Source organism: Poseidonocella sp. HB161398 (assembly GCF_005870025.1).
GTDB lineage: Bacteria > Pseudomonadota > Alphaproteobacteria > Rhodobacterales > Rhodobacteraceae > Mangrovicoccus.
Map to the genome: position 1 here is coordinate 1 of NZ_VATA01000085.1, position 20,934 is coordinate 20,934.

Here is a 20,934-nt window from a genome sequence, read left to right on the forward strand (position 1 = left end):
TGCGGTCGCCGCATCCCTGACCGAGCCGTGGTCCAATGGCCAGACCGAGGGACAGATCAACCGGCTGAAAATGCTGAAGCGGCAGATGTATGGCCGCGCGGGTATCGATACGCTGAAGGCGAGGATGACCGCGATGCCATAGACAAAGCCCTGCACCAAAATTGAGTCAGAGCCCCTTTTGCGTGCCACGGGGCGGCGGCCCGGTCCCGGCCCGCTCCCTGCGGTGCCGATCTGCGGCGCGCACATGAAAAGGGCCCGCGCGGCGGCGCGGGCCCTGTCCGGCTCCCGTGGTGGCGGGGGCTATTTCATCCAGGTCAGCAGGTAGCCCGTCAGGTCCGGCCAGGCGCCGACGACGAGGATGCCCGCGAGGCTGGCAATCAGGAAGGGGATGGCGGCGCCCGCGATCCGCTCCAGCGTCAGCCCGGTCATGTTGGCCGCGACGAAGAGGTTGATCCCCACCGGCGGGGTGAAGAGCCCGATCGCCAGGGTGATCGACAGGAAGATGCCGAACCAGACCGGATCCCAGCCCATCTGGTGCACCACAGGCAGGAAGATCGGCAGGCAGATGAACATGATGGTGATCGCGTCCATGAACATGCCCGCGATCAGCAGCACCAGCGCGATGACCATGAGGATCAGCATCGGCGAGTCCGAGAAGGCCAGCAGCGCCTGCGAATAGTGCCCGACCACGTCGTCGACCGTCACCACCCAGCCGAAGAGGCTGGCGAAGGTCACCACCATCAGCACCACCGCCGAGGCGCGGGCGGATTCCTGCAGCGAGACCATCAGCGTGCGCAGGTCGAGCGTGCGGTAGACGAAGAGACCCAGCACCATCGCATAGACCGCCGCCACGATGGCCGCCTCGGTCGGGGTGAAGATGCCGACATAGATGCCGCCGAGGATGACGACCGGGGTCAGGAGCCCCCAGAAGGCCTCGCGGAAGCTCTGCCACAGCTGGGCGCCCCAGGGCGCATCGTCCTGGCCGGTCTCGGCGCGGTGCTGCGCGGCCAGCGTTTCGGGCGCGCCGGCGGGCGGGGCGCCGCGGCGGGCGAAGGGCAGGGTCGCCAGCATCATCAGCCCCATCACGATCCCGGGCAGGATCGCCGCGATGAAGAGGCTGCCGATCGAGACCTCGGCGATCACGCCGTAGACCACCAGCCCGATCGAGGGCGGGATGACGATCGAGAGCGCGGCGCCGGTGCAGACGAGCGCCGCGGCATAGGCGCGGGAATAGCCGTCCTCGACCATGCCCTTCATGATCATCGGGCCGATCGCGGCGACCGAGGCCGGGCCGGAGCCCGAGACCGCGCCCCAGAACAGGCTGACCACCACGCCGACCACGCCCATGCCGCCCGGCAGCGAGCCGATCAGGATGCGGAAGAACCGCACCATCCGGTCGGCGAGCCCCGCGGTGCCCATCAGCATGCCCGCGAGGATGAAGAACGGGATCGCCAGCAGCGAGAACTTGGTGATCCCCGAGGAGATCAGGTCGCCCACCAGGTCGAGGCCGAAGCCCATCTGCCACATGGCGTAGATCGCCGAGATCCCCAGCGAGAAGGCCACCGGCACGCGCAGCGCCAGCAGCAGGCCGAAGAGGATGAGCATCTGCGTGCCCGCGCTGATATCAAACATCGGCATAGCTCCTTGCCTCGCGCATCGCCTCTGCGGCCGGGCCGGTTTCCTCGCTTGTGTCGCGCAGGTCGCGGACGGCGTATTCCAGCACGCGGTAGCCGATCAGCAGGAAGCCGAAGGGCAGGGCTGCGGAATAGTACCAGGCGGGGACCTGCAGCCCGGCCGAGGTGACGCCGGAGGCCAGCTGGTTGCGCACCAGGTCGAGGCAGAACCAGGCCGCCAGCAGCAGGAGCGCGACGCTGACCGCCGCCGAGAAGATCTTCAGCGCCCGCTCCACCCGCGCGCCGAAGAGCGCGGCGAAATAGGTGACGGCCAGGTGCTGTCCCGCGCGCGCCGCCAGCGAGGCTCCGAAGACCGTCAGCAGCAGGAAGCCGTTCAGCAGCAGTTCCTGCGTGGCGGCGAAGGAATAGCTGGTCAGGTAGCGGACCACCACATTGGCGAAGCCGATGCCGGTCATGGCGAGAAACAGCGCCGAACAGACATAGGCCTCGAAATTGTCGATATGCTTTTTCATTCTTTCCTCCGGTCTCCGGCGCGGATGCGGCCACGGAGAGGGCAGGGCAGCCCGGACGCGACCCTGCGCGCCCGGGTGCCGGACCCGCAGGTCACTGGGTCGCGTCGTCGTCCTGCGCGTCGATCTCGGCCTGGAACAGCGCCACCAGATCGGTGCCGACCTTCTCGGCCCATTTGTCGAAGGGCGCCTTGGTCGCAGCGCGGAAGGCGGCCAGCTCCTCGGCGGTCGGCTCGTGGATCTCCATGCCCTCTGCGGCGAGCGTCTCCAGCCCGTCGGCGGTGGCGGCGCGAGTGATCTCCTTCTGGTACTCCATCGCCTGCGCCGCGGCGTCCGAGATCATCGTCCGGGTCGCCTCGTCCCAGCTTTCCCAGCGCTTCTCGCTGACCGCGATGAAGATCGGGTCGTAGGAGTAGTGCCAGGGGGTGATGTACTTCTGCACCTCGTAGACCCGCTGCGGGATGATCACCGCGCCGATCGGGTTCTCCTGGCCGTCGACCACGCCCTGCTGCAGCGCCGAGAAGGTCTCGGTCCACTGCATCTGCTGCGGGTTGGCGCCGAGCGCGTTCATCACGTCGATATACATCGGCCCGGCGACGCGCATCTTCAGACCCTTCAGGTCGTCGGGCGTGGCGATCGGATGCACGTTGTTGGTCACTTCGCGGAAGCCGTTCTCGCCCCAGGCCAGCAGGTGCAGCCCGTGCGCCTCGAGGATCTCGGCCATTTTCGCGCCCGGCTCGCCCGCGGTGGTGGCGTCGACCTGGGCGTAGTCGGAATAGAGATAGGGCAGCGAGAAGACCGCCATTTCCGGCACAAGCGGGGTGACGTTGATCGCCGAGGTGACGACGAAGTCGATCGCGCCGCGGCCGACCATCTCGGCCTGCTTCATCTGGTCGCCGCCGGTCAGCTGGGCGTTGGGGAAGATGCGGATGCCGATATCGCCGCCGCTGGCGGTGTCCACGAGATCGGCGAAGCGCTCGGCGCCCTTCTGCCAGGTCGTGGTGTCGCCGGTATTGTGCGACAGGCGCAGCGTCTCGGCGGCTGCCGCGGACACGCTGTGGGACAGAGCGAGCACGCCGATGAATGCGGCGGCCTTGCGCATGAGGGCCATGGATTTCCTCCCCTTGGACTATGAATTCGGCCGTCCTCCAACAGCCTGCGCCCATTGTCCATAAAGTGGACGTGGGTTCAAGTGTGATTCCGTGGAATCTGCCCAGATTCGCCATTTCCCGGATTAGAGGTCAGTAAAACATGGAGAAATAAAATCCGTTGACGAGGATGGCGCGCTTGGTTGATGATTATTACAGTCCACAATATGGACATATGGGGCGGAGGAGCCCTGCAGAGGGAGGAGGGGCGGAGGAGCCCCGCGCCAGGAGGCGGCGCCCCGGAGACCCGGAAGCTGAAGGCCAGGACATGAAGAAGCCCAGACTCGCACTCCCCGAAGACCAGGGGCAGATCGCCGGCGCGCAGAGCGTGACGCGGGCGCTGGGGCTCCTGCCGCTGGTCGGGCGCGACCCGGTGCGCGGGATCGGGCTCGGCGAGATCGTCGAGGAGACCGGGCTGAGCCGCCCGACCGCGCGGCGCCTGCTGCTGTCGCTGATGCATTCCGGCATGGTCGAGCAGGACCCCAAGACCAAGAGCTACCTGCTGGGCGAGGAGACCTATGTGCTGGGCACGCTGGCGGCGCAGCGCTTCGGCCTGCTCGACGTCGCCCATGACGCGGTGGCGGGGCTGGCGGCCGATACCGGCGACACGGCCTTCCTGTCGGTGCGCCGCGACGCGTTCTCGCTCTGCGTCCACAAGGAGGAGGGCAGCTTCCCGATCCGCGTCCAGGCGCTGCAGGTCGGCTACCGCCACCCGCTGGGGATCGGCGCGGGGTCGCTGTCGATGCTGGCCGCGCTCGCGGATGACGAGATCGAGGAGGTGCTGGAACAGAATGCCCGGCTCCTGCGCGAGGAATACCCCAGGGCGTCCGAGGCCGAGCTGCGTGAGGGCATCGCCCGCACGCGGGCCCGCGGCTGGGCGCTCAATCCCGGCATGGTGCTGGCTAATAGCTGGGCGATCGGCCGCGCGCTGCGGCTGCCCGGCGGGCGGATCGCGGGCGCGCTGAGCGTCGCGGCGATCGACAGCCGGATGACGCCGGACCGGCAGGAGGAGATTGCCGGCCAGCTTCTGGAACGGGCGGAGCAGGTCGAGACGCGGCTGGCGCGGCTCTATGCCCGCCATGGCGCGCAGCCCGCACGGCGGCCGCGCCAGAACGTCTGACATTCAAGGAGGAGACCCGATGACAACCGCACAGATCGCCGGATGGGCGCATAGCCGCTTCGGCAAGTCCGAGGCCCCCGACACCGAGGCGCTGATGGCCGAGGTGGCGCTTCCGGCGCTCGAGCATGCCGGGCTGGAGGCATCCGATGTCGACGGCATCTTCGTCGGCTGCATGAATAACGGCTTCTCGAAGCAGGATTTCCTCGGCGCGCTGCCGGGCATTGCGGCGGCGGATCTGGCCGCCGTGCCCGCGGTCCGGCTGGAGAATGCCTGCGCCACCGGCTCGGCCGCGCTCTATGCCGCGCTCGATTTCATCGCCGCGGGCCGGGGCAAGGTCGCGCTGGTCGTCGGCGTCGAGAAGATGACCGCGCTGCCCACGGCGGAGGTCGGCGACATCCTGCTGGGCGCCTCCTACCGCAAGGAGGAGGCCGATGTCAGCGGCGGCTTCGCCGGGCTCTTCGGCCGCATCGCCCAGTCCTATTTCCAGAAATACGGCGACCAGTCCGAGGCGCTGGCGATGATCGCGGCGAAGAACCACGCCAATGGCGCGGCCAATCCCTATGCGCATATGCAGAAGGCCTTCACCGTCGAGCAGTGCAACACCGTCAGCGACCGCAACCCCTATGTCGCGCAGCCGCTGCGGCGGACCGACTGCTCGCTGATCTCCGACGGGGCGGCGGCGCTGGTCGTGGTGCATCCCGACGTGGCGGCCGGCCTGGCCCGCGGCATCGGCTTCCGCGCGACGACCCACACCAATGACGTGCTGGCCCTGTCGCGCCGCGATCCGATCGCCTTCGACGGGCCGCGCCGCGCCTGGGCGGGCTCGCTCGCGGCGGCGGGAATGACGCTCGGCGATCTCGATTTCGTCGAGACCCATGACTGCTTCACCATCGCCGAACTGATCGAATACGAGGCGATGGGCCTCGCCGAACCCGGCCGCGGCGCCGAGGTGATCCGCGAGGGCGTCTCCGCCAAGGGCGGGCGGCTGCCGGTGAACCTTTCGGGCGGGCTGAAATCCAAGGGCCATCCGATCGGCGCCACGGGCGTGTCGATGCATGTCATGGCGGCGATGCAGCTCGCGGGGGAGGCGCCCGAGGGGATGCAGGCCGAGGGCGTCTCGGTCGCCGGCGTCTTCAACATGGGCGGCGCCGCCGTCGCGAATTACTGCAGCATCCTGGAGCGCGTGAAATGAACGACATGAACTTCGTCTCCCGCGCCGCGGATCCGGTCGGCGGGCTGGCGCCGCAATCGACCCGCGTCGCCAACCTGGCGCATTTCCTGACCCGCAACGCGCGGCGGCTGAAGGACCGCCCGGCACTGATCTGGGAGGACCGCAGCTGGAGCTGGGCCGAGCTCGACGCCCGGGTCTCGGCGCTGGCCGCGGCGCTGGCGTCGCGCTACGGCGTCGGCAAGGGCACGCGGGTGCTGGTCCAGTCGCAGAACTGCAACCAGATGTTCGAGAGCATGTTCGCCTGCTTCCGCCTGGGCGCGGTCTGGGTGCCGACGAATTTCCGCCAGAGCCCGGACGAGGTCGCCTGGCTGGCGCAGTCGAGCGGCGCGGCGGTGATGATCTCGGGCGCGGAATTCCCGGACCACGCGGCGGCCTGCACCGGCATCCGCCACCATGTCGCCATCGGCGGCGGCGGCGAGAATGACTTCGACGCGCTGGTCGCCGCCCATATGGGCGAGACGGTGGCCAATGCCGATACCGGCCGCGACGATCCCTGCTGGTTCTTCTTCACCTCCGGCACGACCGGGCGGCCGAAGGCGGCGGTGCTGACCCATGGCCAGATGTCCTTCGTGCTGCTGAACCATCTCAACGACCTGATGCCGGGTTCGGGCCCGCAGGACGTGTCGCTGGTCGTCGCGCCGCTGTCGCATGGCGCGGGCATCCACCAGTTGGCCAAGGTCGCGGGCGGCGGCGCCACGGTGCTGATGCCGCCCGGGCGCTTCGACGTGGCTGAGGCCTGGCGGCTGGTCGAGGCGCATCGCGTCACCAACATGTTCACCGTGCCGACCATCGTGAAGATGCTGGTCGAGGATCCGTCCGTCGACCGCTTCGACCGCTCCAGCCTGCGCCACGTGATCTATGCCGGGGCGCCGATGTACCGCGCCGACCAGAAGGTCGCGCTGGAGACGCTCGGCCCGGTGCTGGTGCAGTATTTCGGCCTCGGCGAAGTCACCGGCAACATCACCGTGCTGCCGCCCTCCGAGCATCATCTGGATGACGCGGAGATGCGGCTCGGCTCCTGCGGCTACGAGCGCACGGGGATGCAGGTGTCCATCCAGGATGACGAGGGCCGGGAGCTGGCGCCCTTCGAGACCGGCGAGATCTGCGTCTGCGGCCCGGCGGTCTTCGCGGGCTACTACGACAACCCCGAGGCCAATGCGAAGAGCTTCCGCAACGGCTGGTTCCGCACCGGCGACCTGGGGCATCTCGATGCCGAGGGGTATCTCTTCATCACCGGGCGCTCCTCGGACATGTACATCTCGGGCGGCTCGAACGTCTATCCGCGCGAGATCGAGGAGAAGCTGCTGGCGCATGAGGCGCTGACCGAGGTGGCGGTGCTGGGCGTGCCCGATCCGAAATGGGGCGAGGTCGGGGTCGCGGTCTGCGTGCTGCGCCCGGGCGCCAGCGCCACGGCCGAGGAGATCACCGCCTTCCTCAAGGACAAGATGGCGGGCTACAAGCTGCCGCGGCAGATCTTCTTCTTCGACGAGATGCCGAAGACGAGCTACGGCAAGATCACCAAGAAGCTGATCCGCGAGACGCTGGCCGAGCGCAAGCTGATCGCCGCCGGGGAGCTGGCGTGATGGCGGTGCTTGCCGATGCCCCGGCCGCGCCGCTGGCAGGGATCAACCCGCCGCTGCGCCATGCCGGGCCGCGGATCGAGCCGCGGATCGCGGCCGTCCCGACGGCAATCCGGCACTTCGAGATCGCGCTTGACGGGTCCGAGCCGCTGGAGGCCGCCATCGCGCGCGCCTTCGCGGCAGAGGGCTTCGAGGGCGGCGCGGTCGAGATCGCTGGGCTCGCCTGCAGCGCGCTCGACTACGTGATCCCGGCGCGCTCGGAATTCCCCGACCGGCTGGCCTGGTACTCCGCGCCGCGCCAGCCGCGCGGCCGGGCGGTGATCCGCGAGGGCTACGCCTCCTTCGGGCGCGACGGCGGCCGCCCGATGATCCACTGCCACGGCATCTGGGAGCTGGAGGAGGGCCGCCGCGCGCTGGGGCACCTGCTGGGCGCGCAGACCTGGCCCGAGCCGGGCCAGGTGCTGCAGGCGACCGGCTTCGCCTCGGCGGTGTTCGACCGGCGTCCCGATCCCGAGACCAATTTCGACCTCTTCGCCGCCACGCCCGCGGGCACCGGCGGCGCGGCGGGGAGGCCCGGGGCGGTCGTCATGACGCTGCGCCCGAACGAGGACATCGCCACCGCCTGCATGGAGCGCTGCGCCCGGCACGGGCTGGCGCAGGCGCGGGTGATCGGGCTCGGCAGCCTCAACGGCGCGGGGTTCCGCGGCGTGAGCGTCATGCAGGACCCGATCAGCGAGTTCCTGGTCCGCCGCGGCCGCGCCACGCCCGAGGCCGCCGAGATCGAGATCGCCGTGGTCGACAGCAGCGCCAACATCTTCGAGGGCGTGCTCGCCCGCGGCCAGGGGCGGGTCTCGATCACCTCTGAAATCATCCTCCTGGCCGAACCGGCCGGGGCCTGACCATCACTGGAACTCTTGAGGAGGAGACGTCCAATGACCCCCATCCTGATCACCGGCGGCGCCTCGGGCATCGGCCTGGCGATCGCCGCCGCCTGCCAGCGCGACGGTTTCGCGGTCACGCTGTTCGACATGAACGAGGCCGCGCTGGAGCGTGCCCGGGCGGGCCTGCCCGATCCGGCGCGGGCGCTGGCGGTCGCGGGCTCGGTTACCGACGAGGCGGCGCTCGAACGGGCCTTCGACGAGACCGAGGCGCGCTTCGGCCCGCTTGCCGGGCTGGTGAACTCCGCCGGGATCGGCGTCGACGCCCGCGCGCTCGACACCACCGCGGACGAGTTCCGCCGGGTGCTCGAGGTCAACCTGATCGGCACGTTCGCGGCCTCGAAGGCGGCGGCGGCGCGGATGCTGCCCCGCGGCCAGGGGGCGATCGTCAACATCGCCTCGGTTTCGGGGATCATGGGCAATGTCGGCCGCGCGGCCTATGGCGCGACCAAGGGCGGGGTGATCACCCTGACCAAGGTCATGGCGGTCGAGCTGGGCGAGGCGGGCCTGCGGGTCAATGCCGTGGCGCCGGGCCCGGTCGAAACGCCGATGGTGCGCGACATGCACACCGCCGAGATGCGCGCGGGCTGGATCGCCACCGTGCCCCAGCGCCGCTACGGCACGCCCGAGGAGATCGCCCAGGCGGCGCTGTTCCTGCTCGATGCGCGCCGCTCGAGCTATGTAAACGGCCAGGTGCTGGCGGTCGATGGCGGCTTCACCATCGGCGGGGTGATGGAGGGGGTCGCGCCGAAAGGCGCCGCCCTGGCGAGCGCATCATGAGCGGCGGGCTTCTCTATTCGCTCGGCGCAACGGCGCCACGCGGCCCCGCGGAGGGCGAGGCCTGGGTCGCGCCCACTGCCGTTCTGATCGGCGATGTCCGGCTGGCGGCAGAGGCCAGCATCTGGTTCGGCGCCGTGCTGCGCGCCGATGACGGACCGATCGAGATCGGCGCGGGCTCGAACATCCAGGACAATTGCGTGCTGCATGTCGATCCGGGCTTCCCGATCCGCATCGGCGCGGACTGCACCATCGGCCACCGCGCGATGATCCATGGCTGCAGCATCGGCGAGGGCACGCTGATCGGCATGGGGGCGACGGTGCTCAACGGCGCGCGGATCGGCAAGGGCTGCCTGATCGGCGCCGGGGCGCTGGTGACGGAAGGGCGCGAGATCCCCGACCATTCCATGGTGCTCGGCGCGCCGGGCAAGGTGGTGCGCGAGCTTGACGAGGCCGCGCGCGAGGGGCTGCGCGCGGGGGCCGCGCTCTACCGTGCGCGCTGGCGGCGCTACCGCGACGAACTGGCCGGGCGGCGCGCCCCGGCGGATGGCGCGCTCGGCGCCGTATCGGCCTGAGGAGGGCGCCATGCACCAGAACCTGCCGCGCCAGCGCGCGCGCATCCTGCGCCATCCCGGCCGCTTCAACCCGGTCCGCATCCATAGCGAGCGCGACATGCAGGGGCGCCATCTGCGCCTCAGCCTCGCGCCGGGGCTGAGCCTGCACGAGGCCATGGTCGCGCCGCTGCGCGCGGCCGGGATCACCAGCGCCTCGACCACCATCCTGGGCGGCGCCTTCGCCCGGCTCTCCTACTGCGTCGCGCCGCCCGATCCCAGCGGCAAGGCGGTGATCGCCTATTCCGCGCCGATCGACGCGGGCGAGACCTACATGATCTTCGGCAATGCCACGCTGGGCGTCGCCGCCGATGGCGGGCCGCTGGTGCATTGCCATGCCGCCATCCGCTGCGCCGACGGCCGGTTCCGCGGCGGCCATATCCTGCCCGACCGCGCCATTGTCGGCGACCGGCCGATTTCGGTCCTCGTCACCGGCTTCGAGGGATTCAGCCTGCGCCAGAGCTTCGATCCCGAGACCAACATTCCGCTGCTGCAACCCTTCCGGGAGATCAAGAATGACCCTGCTGATGCCTGAACAGCCCGGCGCCGTCGTCGAGAGCGGCCGCATGGGCCGCGTCGCCTATGCGCGGATCGGACCGAACGAGGATCTGGTCCGCGGGATCGAGAAGCTCTGCCTCGCCGAGGGCTTCGAGAACGCCTTCGTCCGCGGCGCGCTCGGCAGCCTGGTCGATGCCTGCCTGCAGGCCAATGACGGCTCCGAGATCCATGTCGCGGGCCCGGCGGTGGAGATCGTCAGCCTCGCGGGCGAGGTCCGCTCCAGCCCCGCGGGCGAGGTCGAGGCCTCGCTTTCGGGGGTGGTCGCCGATCCGCAGGGGCGCATCCATGGCGGGCCCTTCGTGCCGGGCGGCAACCCGATCTGCATGACCTTCGAGGTGACGCTGGAGGAATGGCTGCCCGAACGGGGCTGAGCGGGCGGCCCGCGGCCGCGGCGGCGCCCGCCCTGCGGCCGATCCCTGCCTGCAGGGCGCGAAGCCTGTGGAATCCTTGGGGCATGATGCTATGACTGGCGGACCCGAAGGCAGATCGCGAGCGAACCCAGGTGGCAGAAGACAGGCCGCAGAAAAGCCAGACCCTCGTGCGCGGGCTGGATGTCATCGACGCCGTGGCCCAAGGGGCCACGTCGCTGGCCGATATCGCCCGGGCGACCGGCATGACCTACAGCACCACCCACCGTTTCGCCGCCGTGCTGGCCGAGCGCGGCTACCTGCGCGCCCCGCGCGGGCGCGAATACGAGCTCGGCCCGAAGCTGATCGAGCTGGGATTCCAGGCCTATGGCGAGATGGACATCGTCCGCATCGCCCATCCCTACCTGACCGCCCTGGCCGAGGAGGGCGGAGCGACGGTGCATCTGGGCATGCGCAGCGGCGCCGAGGTGGTCTATCTCGACAAGATCCAGGGCAACCGCCCGGTGGAGATCAATTCCCGCATCGGCGGGCGGCGGCCGCTGACCAGGACCGGGATCGGCATGGCGCTGCTGCTTGATTCGGAGGCCGGGGAGCTCGACGAGGTGATCGCCGGGAATGGCGGCATGGCCGCGCCCGCGGCCTTCCGCGCGCGGATGGAGGAATACCGCGAGGGCGGCTACGCGCTCGATCTGGGCGATGACAGCCCGGCGATCCGCTGCGTCGCCGCGCCGGTGCGCGACCCGCTCGGCCGGATCGCCGCGGCGATCAGCCTGTCGAGCGCGCTGACCTACATGCCCGAGGAGCGCATCCGCGAGCTGATCCCGGTGGTGAAGGCCGCGGCGGAGCGGATCAGCCGCGCCATCGGCTACGCCGCGCGCTGAGCCGCGCGTCCAGGCCGGGAGCGCAGGCCGCGCCCCCGTCCGGCAGGCTCAGATCACCTTGCCGGGATTGAGCAGCCCCTTCGGGTCGAGCACCGCCTTCATCGCGCGCAACAGCGCCAGCTCCCCGGGGCTGCGGCTGTAGGAGAGCCAGCGCTTCTTGTGCAGGCCGATGCCGTGCTCGGCCGAGACCGAGCCGCCGAAATCGCGCACGATGCCGTAGACTATCTCCTCCACCGCCGCCTCTTCCGCGCCGTAGCGGTCCATATGGCCGGTGACGAGATGCAGGTTGCTGTCCCCGGCATGGCCGAAATAGAGCTGGACCAGCCCCGGGAAGGCCGCCTCCAGCGCGGCGCGCATCGTCTCGACGCACGCGCCCAGCCGCGCCAGCGGCACCGAGACATCGAAGCTGATCTTCGGCTTGTAATGCACCAGCAGCTCGGAGATCGCGTCGCGCAGCGCCCAGAAGCTCTCCACCTCGCGCTCGTTCTGCGCGATCACCGCGTCGAGGATCAGGCCCTCCTCGAAAGCGGCCTCCAGCATCGCCTCGAAGGCGGGGCGGTCGGCTTCGGGATCGGCACCCAGCATCTCGACGAGGACATAGACCGGATGCTCCGCCGGGACCGGCGCGCGCAGCCCGCCATGCTCCACCGCGGCGGCATAGTAGTCGTTCCACATCAGCTCGAAGGCCGAGACCCGGCTGCTCAGCGCCCGCTGCGCCATCTGCAGGAGCGACAGCGCCGCATCGAAATCGGGCAGGGCGAGAAGCGCGGCATTGGCGCCGGTGACGCCCGGATGCAGCTTCAGCACGGCGCGGGTGACGATGCCCATCGTGCCCTCGGAGCCGATGAAGAGCGGCTTGAGATCCATCGCCGCGTTGTTCTTCGGCATGCGGTTCATCATCGGCAGGACGGTGCCGTCCATCAGCACCACCTCGAGCCCCAGCACCAGGTCGCGCATCATGCCGTAGCGCAGCACGCGGTTGCCGCCGGCATTGGTCGCGATCGCGCCGCCGATCTGGCAGGAGCCGCGCGCGCCCAGATCGAGGGCGAAGAACATCCCGGCCGCGGCCGCGCGTTCCTGCACGGTCTGCAGCGGCACCCCGGCCTGCACCGTCATCTGTCCCGAGGACAGGTCGATCTCCTCGATCTCCGCCATCTTCGACAGCGAGACGAGCACGCAGCCATCCGAGGGCACGGCCCCGCCGGCGAGCCCGCTGAGCCCGCCCTGCGGCACCACCGGCAGGCCATGGGCGGCGCAGATCCGCATCACCGCCGAAAGCTCCGCGGTCGAGCGCGGCGCAACATGGGCCAGGGGCGTGCCGCCTGCCTCGCCGCTCCAGTCGCGCACCGAGGCCGGGTCGATCGCCGCGCCGCTTTTCAGCCCGCCCGCGCCCAGAAGCGCCTCCAGCTCCGAAAGCGCCGCGGCCGCGGCCATGTCATGTGATCTGCTCGTTAGCTGCCCGGACACGGGGTCGTTCCTCCCTGGCACTGTTTTCCTCGCAAACTTCTCACATAGTGAGAGCCACATCTAGTATTTGACAAAATCTGGGAGAATTACTAGTCCTGATTTGCATAGCGCGCCAGCAGGGAGTCGGCGCGCGACCTCGATCCGCCGCCGGGCCCGTCCGGACGGCGCTGAGTTCCTGATCTGGGAGGACAGAACATGCGTTTCGAAAAGCTCTCCGCGCTGCTGCGCGGCGCGATGGCGGCTGGCCTGGTGGCCGGCACCGGCACCCTTGCCACCTCGGCTGCGGCCGAGCCCGAGATCCTGCTGCGCGCGGGCCATTCCTCGTCCACCACCAGCACCGGGCAGCACGCGCTGGAGCTGCTCAACGAGCGGCTGATGGAGCGGACCGACGGCCGCATGGGCATCCAGATCTTCCCCAACAGCCAGCTCGGCGGCGAGCGCGAGCAGATCGAGTCGATCCAGCTCGGCAATCTCGACATGGCCTTCGTCTCCACCGCGCCGGTGGCGAGCTTCGACCAGGACTTCTTCGCCCTCGACCTGCCCTTCGTCTTCAAGGACCGCGACTCGGTCTTCCGCGTGCTCGACGGCGAGATCGGCCAGGGGCTGCTGGACGGGCTGCAGGATGTCGGCCTGGTCGGGCTGGCCTTCTGGGAGAACGGCTTCCGCCAGCTGACCAATTCCAAGCACGAGATCCATAGCCCCGCGGACCTGGCGGGCATGAAGATGCGCACCATGGAGAACGAGGTGCATATCGCCGCCTGGCGCGAGATCGGCGCGAACCCCTCGCCGCTGGCCTTCTCCGAGCTCTTCACCGCGCTGCAGCAGGGGACCTTCGACGCCCAGGAGGGCCCGATCAACCTGTTCTACGACATGAAGTTCTACGAGGTGCAGCACTACATCACCAGGACCAACCACCTCTATGGCGCCTGGGTGCTGCTGGCGAGCCCGGACACGATGATGATGATGTCCGACGAGGACCGGGCGATCTTCCTCGAGGCGGTGGCCGAGACCACGGCCGACCAGCGCGAGATGGCGATCGAAGCGGATGCCAAGGCGATCGCGGCGATGCCGCAGGTGACGATCACCGAGCTGAGCGCGGACGAGCTGAAGCAGTTCTCCGAGAAGATGGACCCGATCTACGACCTCGTGGGCCAGAAGATCGGCACCGAGCTGGTGCAGAACCTGATCGCCACCGCCCAGGGCGAGTGATCCAAGCGGGCGCCTGCCGCTGCTGGCGGGCGCCCGGCCTTTCCGGAGCCCCGGCATGACCTCCCGCGCGCGCTGGCGGCACGCGGTCGAGACGCCGGCCGAATCCTACGGATGCCCGATGAAACTTCTCGATGAACATTTCGAAGAGGCGCTCGTCGTCCTGCTGCTGGCCGCGATGAGCGCGCTCATCGTCCTGCAGGTCGTCATGCGCTATGTCTTCTCCGCCTCGCTGACCTGGTCGGACGAGGCGTCCCGCTACTGCTTCGTGTGGATGACCTATCTGGGCGTCGCCTTCGGGGTGAAGAAAAGCGCCCATGTCAATGTCACCGCGGTGACCGACGCGCTGCCGCCGCGCTTCCATCCCTGGTTCCGCATCCTCGCCACGCTGCTGACCGGCGTCTTCGCCGTGCTGGTGGTCTGGGAGGGCTGGTTCCTGGTGCAGAAGCTGCTGCGCTTCGGCCAGAAATCCTCCTCGCTCGGCATTCCGATGGCCTGGGTCTACATGGCGCCGGTGACGGGCTTCGCGCTGGTGCTCGTGCGGCTGGCGCAGAACCTGTGGTTCGACATCCGCGCGCTGCGCGGCGAGCGGATCGCCCGGGCCGCGGCAGAGGAGCCCGCGCAATGATCTCGCTGACGCTATTCGGCCTTTTCACCCTGCTTCTCGTCGTCGGCACGCCGATCGCCATCTCGCTGGGACTGGCCTCCACCGCGGCGCTCTTGATCTCCGGCAAGGTCGGCATCAACTTCGTGCCCCAGGGCCTTGTCACCGCCATCGACAGCTTCCCGCTGATGGCCGTGCCGTTCTTCATCCTCTCGGGCGAGCTGATGGGGCAGGGCGGCCTGTCGCAGCGGCTGCTGAACACCGGCAAGATCTTCTTCGGCCGCTATAGCGGCGGGCTGGCGATCATCGCGGTGGCAACCTGCGTCTTCTTCGCCGCGATTTCGGGCTCGGGCCCGGCCACGGTAGCGGCGATCGGCGCGATCCTGTTTCCGGCCATGGCGCGCGAGGGCTACCGCCCGTCCTTCTCGGCCGGGCTCGTCGCCTCTGCGGGCAGCCTCGGCGTCATCATCCCGCCGAGCATCCCGATGGTGATCTACGCCACCTCGGCGAATGTCTCGGTGACCAAGATGTTCATGGCGGGGATCATCCCCGGCCTGCTGATCGGGCTGGCGCTGATCGGCTATGCCTGGTGGCAGTCGCGAAAGGAAGGGCAGCGGCCGCAGGAAGAGCGGATCGACGCGCGCGAGGCGGCCGGGATCCTCTGGGACGCGAAATGGGCGCTGCTGGTGCCGGTCATCATCCTCGGCGGTATCTATGGCGGGGTCTTCACCCCGACCGAGGCCGCGGCCATCGGCGTCGCCTACGGGCTCGTCATCGGGCTCTTCGTCTACCGCGAGCTGAAGGTCGCCGCGCTCTACAGGCTCTTCGCCAGCGCGGCGCTGACCACCGCGACGGTGATGCTGATCGTGGGCACGGCCACGGTCTTCGGCCGGGTGCTGGCGATCGAGCGGATCCCGGTGATGCTGGCCGACGCGGTGACCGAGACGGTGTCCAGCCCGGTCGTGCTGATGCTGCTGATGAACGTCCTGCTCCTTGTCATCGGCACCTTCATGGAGACCCTGGCCGCGATCATCATCATGACGCCGATCCTCCTGCCGCTGGTGACGGCGGCCGGGATCAGCCCCGAGCATTTCGGCATCGTCATGATCGTCAATCTCGCCATCGGCATGGTGACGCCGCCGGTGGGGGTGAACCTCTTCGTCGCCTCGCGGGTCGCGCGGATATCGCTGACCGACGTGGTGAAGGGGACGACGCGGCCGCTGGTGCTGCTGATGCTCCTGCTCCTCGTCATCACCTATGTCCCGGCCTTCTCGCTGTGGCTGCCCTCTCTCTTCGGTATGTAATTCACGAGGTCCTGCATGGAACGGAAACTCAAGGCGGCCGTGATCGGCCCGGGAAACATCGGCACCGACCTGCTGATGAAGATGCAGCGCTCGGACTGGATCGAGCCGGTCTGGATGGCGGGGATCGACCCCGCCTCCGAGGGGCTGCGCCGCGCCGAGGCGATGGGGCTGAAGACCACCGCCGAGGGCGTCGACGGCTTCCTGCCGCATGTGCTGGCGGATGACATCCGCATCGCCTTCGACGCCACCTCGGCCTATGTCCATGCCGAGAATTCCAGGAAGCTCAACGCGCTCGGCGTGCTGATGGTCGACCTGACCCCGGCGGCGATCGGCCCCTACTGCGTGCCGCCGGTGAACATGGCCGAGCATTCCCGCAGCCTCGAGATGAACGTCAACATGGTCACCTGCGGCGGCCAGGCGACGATCCCGATGGTGGCGGCGGTGTCGCGGGTGCAGCCGGTCTCCTATGCCGAGATCGTCGCCGCGGTCGCCTCGAAGTCGATCGGCCCGGGCACGCGCAAGAACATCGACGAATTCACCCGCACCACCGCGGGCGCGATCGAGAAGGTCGGCGGCGCCGCCAGGGGCAAGGCGATCATCATCGTCAACCCGGCCGAGCCGCCGCTCTTGATGCGCGACACGATCCACTGCCTGACCGAGAGCGCGCCCGACCAGGAGGCCATCCGCGCTTCGGTCGCCGCCATGGTCGCCGAGGTGCAGGCCTATGTGCCCGGCTACAAGCTGGTCAACGGGCCGGTCTTCGACGGCAACCGCGTCTCGCTCTATGTCGAGGTCGAGGGGCTCGGGGACTTCCTGCCGAAATACGCCGGCAATCTCGACATCATGACCTCGGCCGCCTTGCGCACCGCCGAGACCTTCGCCCGCGAGGTGCATGCCGGGACCGTGGCGCTGCCGCTGCGCGCCGCCTGAGGAGACAGCCATGTCCATCGAAAACCGCAAGATCACCCTTCACGAAATGAGCCTGCGCGACGGGATGCACCCGATGCGCCACCAGATCACCAGGGCGCAGATGGTTGCCATCGCCGGCGCCGCCGACCGCGGCGGCATTCCCTGGATTGAGGTCACCCATGGCGACGGCCTGGGCGGCGGCTCGGTCAATTACGGCTTCGGCGCCGAGACCGACGCGGTCTATATCCGCGCGGTCGCGGAGACGGTGCGCGATACCCGCATCTCGGCGCTCCTGATCCCCGGGATCGGCACGGTCGACAACCTGCGCGAGGCGATCGATGCCGGGATCGCGGGGGTGCGCGTCGCCACCCACTGCACCGAGGCCGATACCGCTGAACAGCATATCGGCTTCGCCCGCGCGGCCGGGCTCGACACGGTGGGCTTCCTGATGATGTCGCACCGCGCCGATCCCGCGACGCTGGTCGCCGAGGCGCTGAAGATGGAGAGCTACGGCGCGGGCTGCGTCTACTGCACCGACTCCGCGGGCTACATGCTGCCCGGCGACGTTGCCGCGCGGATCGGCGCGATGCGCGCCGCGCTGAAGCCCGAAACCGAGCTCGGCTTCCACGGCCACAACAACCTGGGGATGGGCATCGCCAATTCCGTGGCCGCGGTGGAGGCGGGCGCGAACCGCATCGACGGCGCGCTGGCGGGGCTGGGCGCGGGCGCGGGCAATGCCGCGACCGAGATCCTGGCGGCCGTCTTCGGGCGGATGGGGGCCCAGACCGGCACCGATCTCTTCACGCTGATGGATGCCGCCGAAGAGCTGGTCCTGCCGATGATGGACCGCCCGGTCCGCGTCGACCGCAGCTCTCTGGTGCTGGGCTATGCCGGGGTCTACAGCTCCTTCCTGCTTTTCGCCGAGCGCGCCGAGAAACGCTATGGCGTGCCCGCGCGCGAGCTCCTCTTGGAGCTCGGCCGGCGCGGCATGGTCGGCGGCCAGGAGGACATGATCGAGGATCTGGCCCTGACCATGGCGGCCGCACGGGAAAAGCCCGCCGCCTGATCCGCCTCCCCCGCGGCAGACCGCACCCCCCGGTGGCACCCGCCGCCGGGGCCGGGCGGAGCCGTGACCGGAGGCGGTCCCTGCCAGCCCGCCAGCAACCCGGCGCGGCGCCCCGCGCCGGACCCGTTCCCTGCACCCTGCGCCCGCCTGCCCGCGAGGCACGAGCCGCAAAAAGAAGGTGTCCCTGTGACCAAGATCAAATCCGTGCGCGCCCGCGTCTGGACCTGGACCGGACCGACCGTGCCGCCTTCGGGCAATTTCTGCACCAATGCCTCTGACGTGATCCATCGCGGCGGCGACGCGATGGGCTCGTTCCGCTTCCACCAGTGGCTGACCGTCGAGATCGAGACCGAGGACGGCACGGTCGGGATCGGCAATGCCGCGCTGGCGCCGAGTGTCGTCAAGAAGGCGATCGACGACTGGTTCGCGCCTCTGGTGATCGGCGAGGACCCGTTCGACTACGCCTATATCTGGGAGAAGATGTACCGCCGCAGCCACGCCTGGGGCCGCAAGGGCATCGGCATGACCGCGATCTCGGCCATCGACATCGCGATATGGGACCTGATGGGCAAGCTCGCGGGCAAGCCGGTCTTCAAGCTGCTCGGCGGCCGCACCAAGGAGAAGATCCCGGTCTACTACTCGAAGCTCTATTCCGGCCCGGTCGAGACGATGCAGGCCGAGGCCGAGGCGGCGAAGAAAAACGGCTACACCGCCTACAAGATGCGCTTCGGCTGGGGGCCGAAGGACGGCATGGCGGGGATGCGCGAGAACCTCAAGCGGGTGGAAGCCGTCCGCGAGGTGATCGGCTACGACGCCGACTTGATGTGCGAATGCTACATGGGCTGGACCCTGGACTACGCCCGCCGGATGCTGCCGAAGCTTGCCAAGTACGAGCCGCGCTGGCTGGAAGAACCGGTGATCGCCGACGATGTCGCGGGCTATGCCGAGCTCAATGCCATGGGGATCGTGCCAATCTCGGGCGGCGAGCACGAGTTTTCCGTGATCGGCTGCAAGGACCTGATCGCGCAGAAAGCCGTCTCGGTGCTGCAATACGACACCAACCGCGTCGGCGGCATCACCGCGGCGCAGAAGATCAACGCCATCGCTGAGGCCTTCCAGGTGCCGGTGATCCCCCATGCCGGGCAGATGCACAACTACCACCTGACCATGGCCAATGCGAACTGCATGATCTCGGAATACTTCCCGGTCTTCGATGTCGAGGTCGGCAACGAGCTCTTCTACTACATCTTCGAGGGCGACCCGGATGCGGTGGACGGCTTCCTGCAGCTTGACGACGACCTGCCGGGTCTGGGAATTTCGATCTCGGACAGGCATCTGCACCATTTCGAGATCGGGGAATGACCATGGCGGTTCAACTGACCGGCGCCTGGCCCGTCGCGCCCACGCCCTTCCATGACGACGGGACGCTGGACCTCGACGGCATGAAGCGCGCGCTCGACTGCATCATCGACCAGGGCGCGGACGGCGTCTGCATCCTGGCGAATTTCTCCGAGCAGTTCCTGATCTCGGACGGCGAGCGCGAGACGCTGACCCGGCTGTCGCTGGAGCATGTCGCGGGGCGCATCCCGGTGATGGTGACGATCTCGCATTACGCCACGCCGATTGCCGTGGCCCGCGCCGAGCTGGCCCGCGACTGCGGGGCGGCCTCGGTGATGATGATGGCGCCCTATCACGGCGCGCTGATGAAGGGCACGGCTGCGCAGACCTACGAGCAGTTCGCCCGGGTGGGCGAGGCCGGCATTCCGATCGTGGTGCAGGACGCGCCGCTCTCGGGGGTCGAGCTGCCGGTGGCCCTGCTGGCGAAGATGGCGCGCGAGATCGAGATGGTGCAGCATTTCAAGATCGAATGCGCCGGTGCCGCGGCGAAGCTGCGCGGGCTGATCGCCGAGGGCGGCGATGCCGTGGTCAGCCCGATGGACGGCGAGGAGGGCGTGACCATGCTGGCCGATCTCGATGCCGGCGCCGTGGCGACGATGTGCTCGGCGATGATCACAGAGCATATCCGCGAGGTGGTCGAGGCCCATCGCAGCGGCGACCGCGACGCGGCGGTGGCGGGCTACACCCGCATCCTGCCCGCGGTCCAGCACGAGAACCGCCAATGCGGCTTCCGCGCGGCCAAGGCGGCGATGGTCGAGGGCAAGGTCTTCGCCTCCGGTTTCTGCCGCCACCCGGTGCCGCCCCTGCCGCCCGAAACCCGCGCCGAACTGCTGGGCCTCCTGCGCCCGCTCGACCCGATTTCGATGCGCTGGGGCCACTGACCCGGCCGGCGGGGAGGCGCGCGCCGCGCCTCTCCGGACCAAGGCAGAGCAGACATTCCGGAAGGAGACACCATGCTCGACAAGTCCGTTTTCACGCCGCATGGCAAGCACCTGATCGTCGGCGAGTGGGTCGCGGGGGACCAGACCTTCGCCTCCGAGCCGGCCCACGGCCCGGCGCATGACTTCTCCGTCGGCACCGTCGCGCTGGTCGACCGCGCCTGCGAGGCCGCCGAAGAGGCGTTCTGGTCCTACGGCTACACGACGCGCGAGGCCCGCGCCGCCTTCCTCGAGGCGATCGCCGACGAGATCGAGGCCCGCGCCGAGGCAATCACCGAGATCGGCACGCAGGAAACCGGCCTGCCCGAGGCGCGGCTCCAGGGCGAGCGCGGCCGGACGACCGGCCAGCTGCGGCTCTTTGCCAGCCACATCCGCGCCGGCGACTATCTCGACCGCCGCCATGACGAGGCGCTGCCCGAGCGCGCGCCGCTGCCGCGCCCCGATTTGCGGATGATCCAGCGGCCGATCGGCCCGGTCGCCGTCTTCGGCGCCTCGAACTTCCCGCTCGCCTTCTCGACCGCGGGCGGCGACACGGCGGCCGCGCTCGCCGCGGGCTGCCCGGTCGTCGTCAAGGGCCACTCCGCCCACCCGGGAACCGGCGAGATCGTCGCCGAGGCGATCCATGCCGCAATCGCGAAAACCGGTATGCCCGCGGGCGTCTTCTCCTTGATTCAAGGCGGAAAAAGG

Annotated in this window: 21 protein-coding genes; 17 read left to right on the top strand and 4 right to left on the bottom strand. The window is 69.3% G+C overall.

Features of this window, described 5'->3' with window-relative positions:
- Positions 1 to 300 precede the first annotated feature (300 nt).
- The 3 genes from FGX59_RS32395 to FGX59_RS32405 form a co-directional block, all read right to left on the bottom strand.
- Positions 301 to 1,632, bottom strand: coding sequence for a TRAP transporter large permease (locus FGX59_RS32395; protein WP_138472201.1), 1,332 nt, complete (start codon positions 1,630 to 1,632; stop codon positions 301 to 303).
- Positions 1,625 to 2,146: a TRAP transporter small permease gene (locus FGX59_RS32400; protein ID WP_138472203.1), complete on the bottom strand. Its 522-nt coding sequence runs from the start codon at positions 2,144 to 2,146 to the stop codon at positions 1,625 to 1,627. Before FGX59_RS32400 ends, FGX59_RS32395 begins: the two co-directional genes overlap by 8 nt.
- Positions 2,147 to 2,237: 91 nt before the next feature.
- A complete protein-coding gene (locus FGX59_RS32405) occupies positions 2,238 to 3,254 on the bottom strand; it encodes a DctP family TRAP transporter solute-binding subunit (RefSeq protein WP_240722824.1) in 1,017 nt (338 codons plus the stop codon).
- A gap of 305 nt (positions 3,255 to 3,559) precedes the next feature.
- Between FGX59_RS32405 and FGX59_RS32410 the strand changes: the two genes are divergently transcribed.
- From FGX59_RS32410 to FGX59_RS32450, 9 genes are all read left to right on the top strand, one after another.
- Positions 3,560 to 4,411: an IclR family transcriptional regulator gene (locus tag FGX59_RS32410; RefSeq protein ID WP_138472205.1), complete on the top strand. Its 852-nt coding sequence runs from the start codon at positions 3,560 to 3,562 to the stop codon at positions 4,409 to 4,411.
- A gap of 19 nt (positions 4,412 to 4,430) precedes the next feature.
- A complete protein-coding gene (locus tag FGX59_RS32415) occupies positions 4,431 to 5,603 on the top strand; it encodes an acetyl-CoA acetyltransferase (protein ID WP_138472207.1) in 1,173 nt (390 codons plus the stop codon).
- A 5-nt stretch (positions 5,604 to 5,608) separates the two neighbouring features.
- Positions 5,609 to 7,225: an acyl-CoA synthetase gene (locus tag FGX59_RS32420; RefSeq protein WP_138472239.1), complete on the top strand. Its 1,617-nt coding sequence runs from the start codon at positions 5,609 to 5,611 to the stop codon at positions 7,223 to 7,225.
- Complete coding sequence (locus FGX59_RS32425) at positions 7,225 to 8,121, top strand: hypothetical protein (protein WP_138472209.1); 897 nt, start codon at positions 7,225 to 7,227, stop codon at positions 8,119 to 8,121. Before FGX59_RS32420 ends, FGX59_RS32425 begins: the two co-directional genes overlap by 1 nt.
- 33 nt (positions 8,122 to 8,154) lie before the next feature.
- Positions 8,155 to 8,940 carry an SDR family NAD(P)-dependent oxidoreductase gene (locus tag FGX59_RS32430; RefSeq protein WP_138472211.1) on the top strand — a complete coding sequence of 262 codons (786 nt, stop codon included), beginning with the start codon at positions 8,155 to 8,157 and terminating at the stop codon, positions 8,938 to 8,940.
- Positions 8,937 to 9,512, top strand: a complete 576-nt coding sequence (locus FGX59_RS32435; protein ID WP_138472213.1) for a gamma carbonic anhydrase family protein — start codon at positions 8,937 to 8,939, stop codon at positions 9,510 to 9,512. The genes FGX59_RS32430 and FGX59_RS32435 overlap by 4 nt, the downstream gene beginning before the upstream one ends.
- A 10-nt stretch (positions 9,513 to 9,522) precedes the next feature.
- A complete protein-coding gene (locus FGX59_RS32440) occupies positions 9,523 to 10,083 on the top strand; it encodes a PPC domain-containing DNA-binding protein (protein WP_138472215.1) in 561 nt (186 codons plus the stop codon).
- Entirely contained in the window at positions 10,064 to 10,477 is a 414-nt protein-coding gene (locus FGX59_RS32445) for a PPC domain-containing DNA-binding protein (RefSeq protein ID WP_240722825.1), read from the top strand. Before FGX59_RS32440 ends, FGX59_RS32445 begins: the two co-directional genes overlap by 20 nt.
- A 131-nt stretch (positions 10,478 to 10,608) precedes the next feature.
- A complete protein-coding gene (locus tag FGX59_RS32450; protein ID WP_138472217.1) occupies positions 10,609 to 11,355 on the top strand; it encodes an IclR family transcriptional regulator in 747 nt (248 codons plus the stop codon).
- Positions 11,356 to 11,403: 48 nt separating this feature from the next.
- On the opposite strand, the gene FGX59_RS32455 is transcribed toward FGX59_RS32450, so the two are convergent.
- On the bottom strand, positions 11,404 to 12,789 hold the full coding sequence (locus FGX59_RS32455; protein WP_138472219.1) for an FAD-binding oxidoreductase: 1,386 nt from the start codon (positions 12,787 to 12,789) through the stop codon (positions 11,404 to 11,406).
- A gap of 228 nt (positions 12,790 to 13,017) precedes the next feature.
- On the opposite strand from FGX59_RS32455, the gene FGX59_RS32460 reads away from it, so the two are divergent.
- The 8 genes from FGX59_RS32460 to FGX59_RS32495 form a co-directional block, all read left to right on the top strand.
- The gene (locus tag FGX59_RS32460) at positions 13,018 to 14,031 is read left to right on the top strand and encodes a TRAP transporter substrate-binding protein (RefSeq protein WP_138472220.1); all 1,014 of its coding nucleotides are present in this window, start codon (positions 13,018 to 13,020) and stop codon (positions 14,029 to 14,031) included.
- A 118-nt stretch (positions 14,032 to 14,149) separates the two neighbouring features.
- Complete coding sequence (locus FGX59_RS32465) at positions 14,150 to 14,656, top strand: TRAP transporter small permease (RefSeq protein ID WP_138472222.1); 507 nt, start codon at positions 14,150 to 14,152, stop codon at positions 14,654 to 14,656.
- Positions 14,653 to 15,936 carry a TRAP transporter large permease gene (locus FGX59_RS32470; protein WP_138472224.1) on the top strand — a complete coding sequence of 428 codons (1,284 nt, stop codon included), beginning with the start codon at positions 14,653 to 14,655 and terminating at the stop codon, positions 15,934 to 15,936. The genes FGX59_RS32465 and FGX59_RS32470 overlap by 4 nt, the downstream gene beginning before the upstream one ends.
- 15 nt (positions 15,937 to 15,951) lie before the next feature.
- Positions 15,952 to 16,866: an acetaldehyde dehydrogenase (acetylating) gene (locus FGX59_RS32475; RefSeq protein ID WP_138472226.1), complete on the top strand. Its 915-nt coding sequence runs from the start codon at positions 15,952 to 15,954 to the stop codon at positions 16,864 to 16,866.
- Between the two features lie 10 nt (positions 16,867 to 16,876).
- Positions 16,877 to 17,911, top strand: coding sequence for a 4-hydroxy-2-oxovalerate aldolase (gene dmpG / locus FGX59_RS32480; RefSeq protein ID WP_138472228.1), 1,035 nt, complete (start codon positions 16,877 to 16,879; stop codon positions 17,909 to 17,911).
- A gap of 186 nt (positions 17,912 to 18,097) precedes the next feature.
- The gene (locus FGX59_RS32485) at positions 18,098 to 19,273 is read left to right on the top strand and encodes an L-rhamnonate dehydratase (RefSeq protein WP_138472230.1); all 1,176 of its coding nucleotides are present in this window, start codon (positions 18,098 to 18,100) and stop codon (positions 19,271 to 19,273) included.
- A 2-nt stretch (positions 19,274 to 19,275) separates the two neighbouring features.
- On the top strand, positions 19,276 to 20,190 hold the full coding sequence (locus FGX59_RS32490) for a dihydrodipicolinate synthase family protein (protein WP_138472232.1): 915 nt from the start codon (positions 19,276 to 19,278) through the stop codon (positions 20,188 to 20,190).
- 72 nt (positions 20,191 to 20,262) lie between these two features.
- The coding region (locus FGX59_RS32495; RefSeq protein ID WP_138472234.1) for an aldehyde dehydrogenase family protein at positions 20,263 to 20,934 on the top strand (672 nt) is incomplete at its 3' end.

Excerpts from the sequence above, each read along its gene's own strand:
- FGX59_RS32405 (WP_240722824.1), bottom strand. The coding sequence starts at position 3,254 with ATGGCCCTCATGCGCAAGGCCGCCGCATTCATCGGCGTGCTCGCTCTG.
- FGX59_RS32395 (WP_138472201.1), bottom strand. The coding sequence starts at position 1,632 with ATGTTTGATATCAGCGCGGGCACGCAGATGCTCATCCTCTTCGGCCTG.
- FGX59_RS32470 (WP_138472224.1), top strand. The coding sequence starts at position 14,653 with ATGATCTCGCTGACGCTATTCGGCCTTTTCACCCTGCTTCTCGTCGTC.
- FGX59_RS32420 (WP_138472239.1), top strand. The coding sequence starts at position 5,609 with ATGAACTTCGTCTCCCGCGCCGCGGATCCGGTCGGCGGGCTGGCGCCG.
- FGX59_RS32465 (WP_138472222.1), top strand. The coding sequence starts at position 14,150 with ATGAAACTTCTCGATGAACATTTCGAAGAGGCGCTCGTCGTCCTGCTG.
- FGX59_RS32410 (WP_138472205.1), top strand. The coding sequence starts at position 3,560 with ATGAAGAAGCCCAGACTCGCACTCCCCGAAGACCAGGGGCAGATCGCC.
- FGX59_RS32460 (WP_138472220.1), top strand. The coding sequence starts at position 13,018 with ATGCGTTTCGAAAAGCTCTCCGCGCTGCTGCGCGGCGCGATGGCGGCT.
- FGX59_RS32490 (WP_138472232.1), top strand. The coding sequence starts at position 19,276 with ATGGCGGTTCAACTGACCGGCGCCTGGCCCGTCGCGCCCACGCCCTTC.
- FGX59_RS32455 (WP_138472219.1), bottom strand. The coding sequence starts at position 12,789 with ATGGCCGCGGCCGCGGCGCTTTCGGAGCTGGAGGCGCTTCTGGGCGCG.
- FGX59_RS32415 (WP_138472207.1), top strand. The coding sequence starts at position 4,431 with ATGACAACCGCACAGATCGCCGGATGGGCGCATAGCCGCTTCGGCAAG.
- FGX59_RS32430 (WP_138472211.1), top strand. The coding sequence starts at position 8,155 with ATGACCCCCATCCTGATCACCGGCGGCGCCTCGGGCATCGGCCTGGCG.
- FGX59_RS32425 (WP_138472209.1), top strand. The coding sequence starts at position 7,225 with ATGGCGGTGCTTGCCGATGCCCCGGCCGCGCCGCTGGCAGGGATCAAC.
- FGX59_RS32435 (WP_138472213.1), top strand. The coding sequence starts at position 8,937 with ATGAGCGGCGGGCTTCTCTATTCGCTCGGCGCAACGGCGCCACGCGGC.
- FGX59_RS32475 (WP_138472226.1), top strand. The coding sequence starts at position 15,952 with ATGGAACGGAAACTCAAGGCGGCCGTGATCGGCCCGGGAAACATCGGC.
- dmpG (WP_138472228.1), top strand. The coding sequence starts at position 16,877 with ATGTCCATCGAAAACCGCAAGATCACCCTTCACGAAATGAGCCTGCGC.
- FGX59_RS32440 (WP_138472215.1), top strand. The coding sequence starts at position 9,523 with ATGCACCAGAACCTGCCGCGCCAGCGCGCGCGCATCCTGCGCCATCCC.
- FGX59_RS32400 (WP_138472203.1), bottom strand. The coding sequence starts at position 2,146 with ATGAAAAAGCATATCGACAATTTCGAGGCCTATGTCTGTTCGGCGCTG.
- FGX59_RS32445 (WP_240722825.1), top strand. The coding sequence starts at position 10,064 with ATGACCCTGCTGATGCCTGAACAGCCCGGCGCCGTCGTCGAGAGCGGC.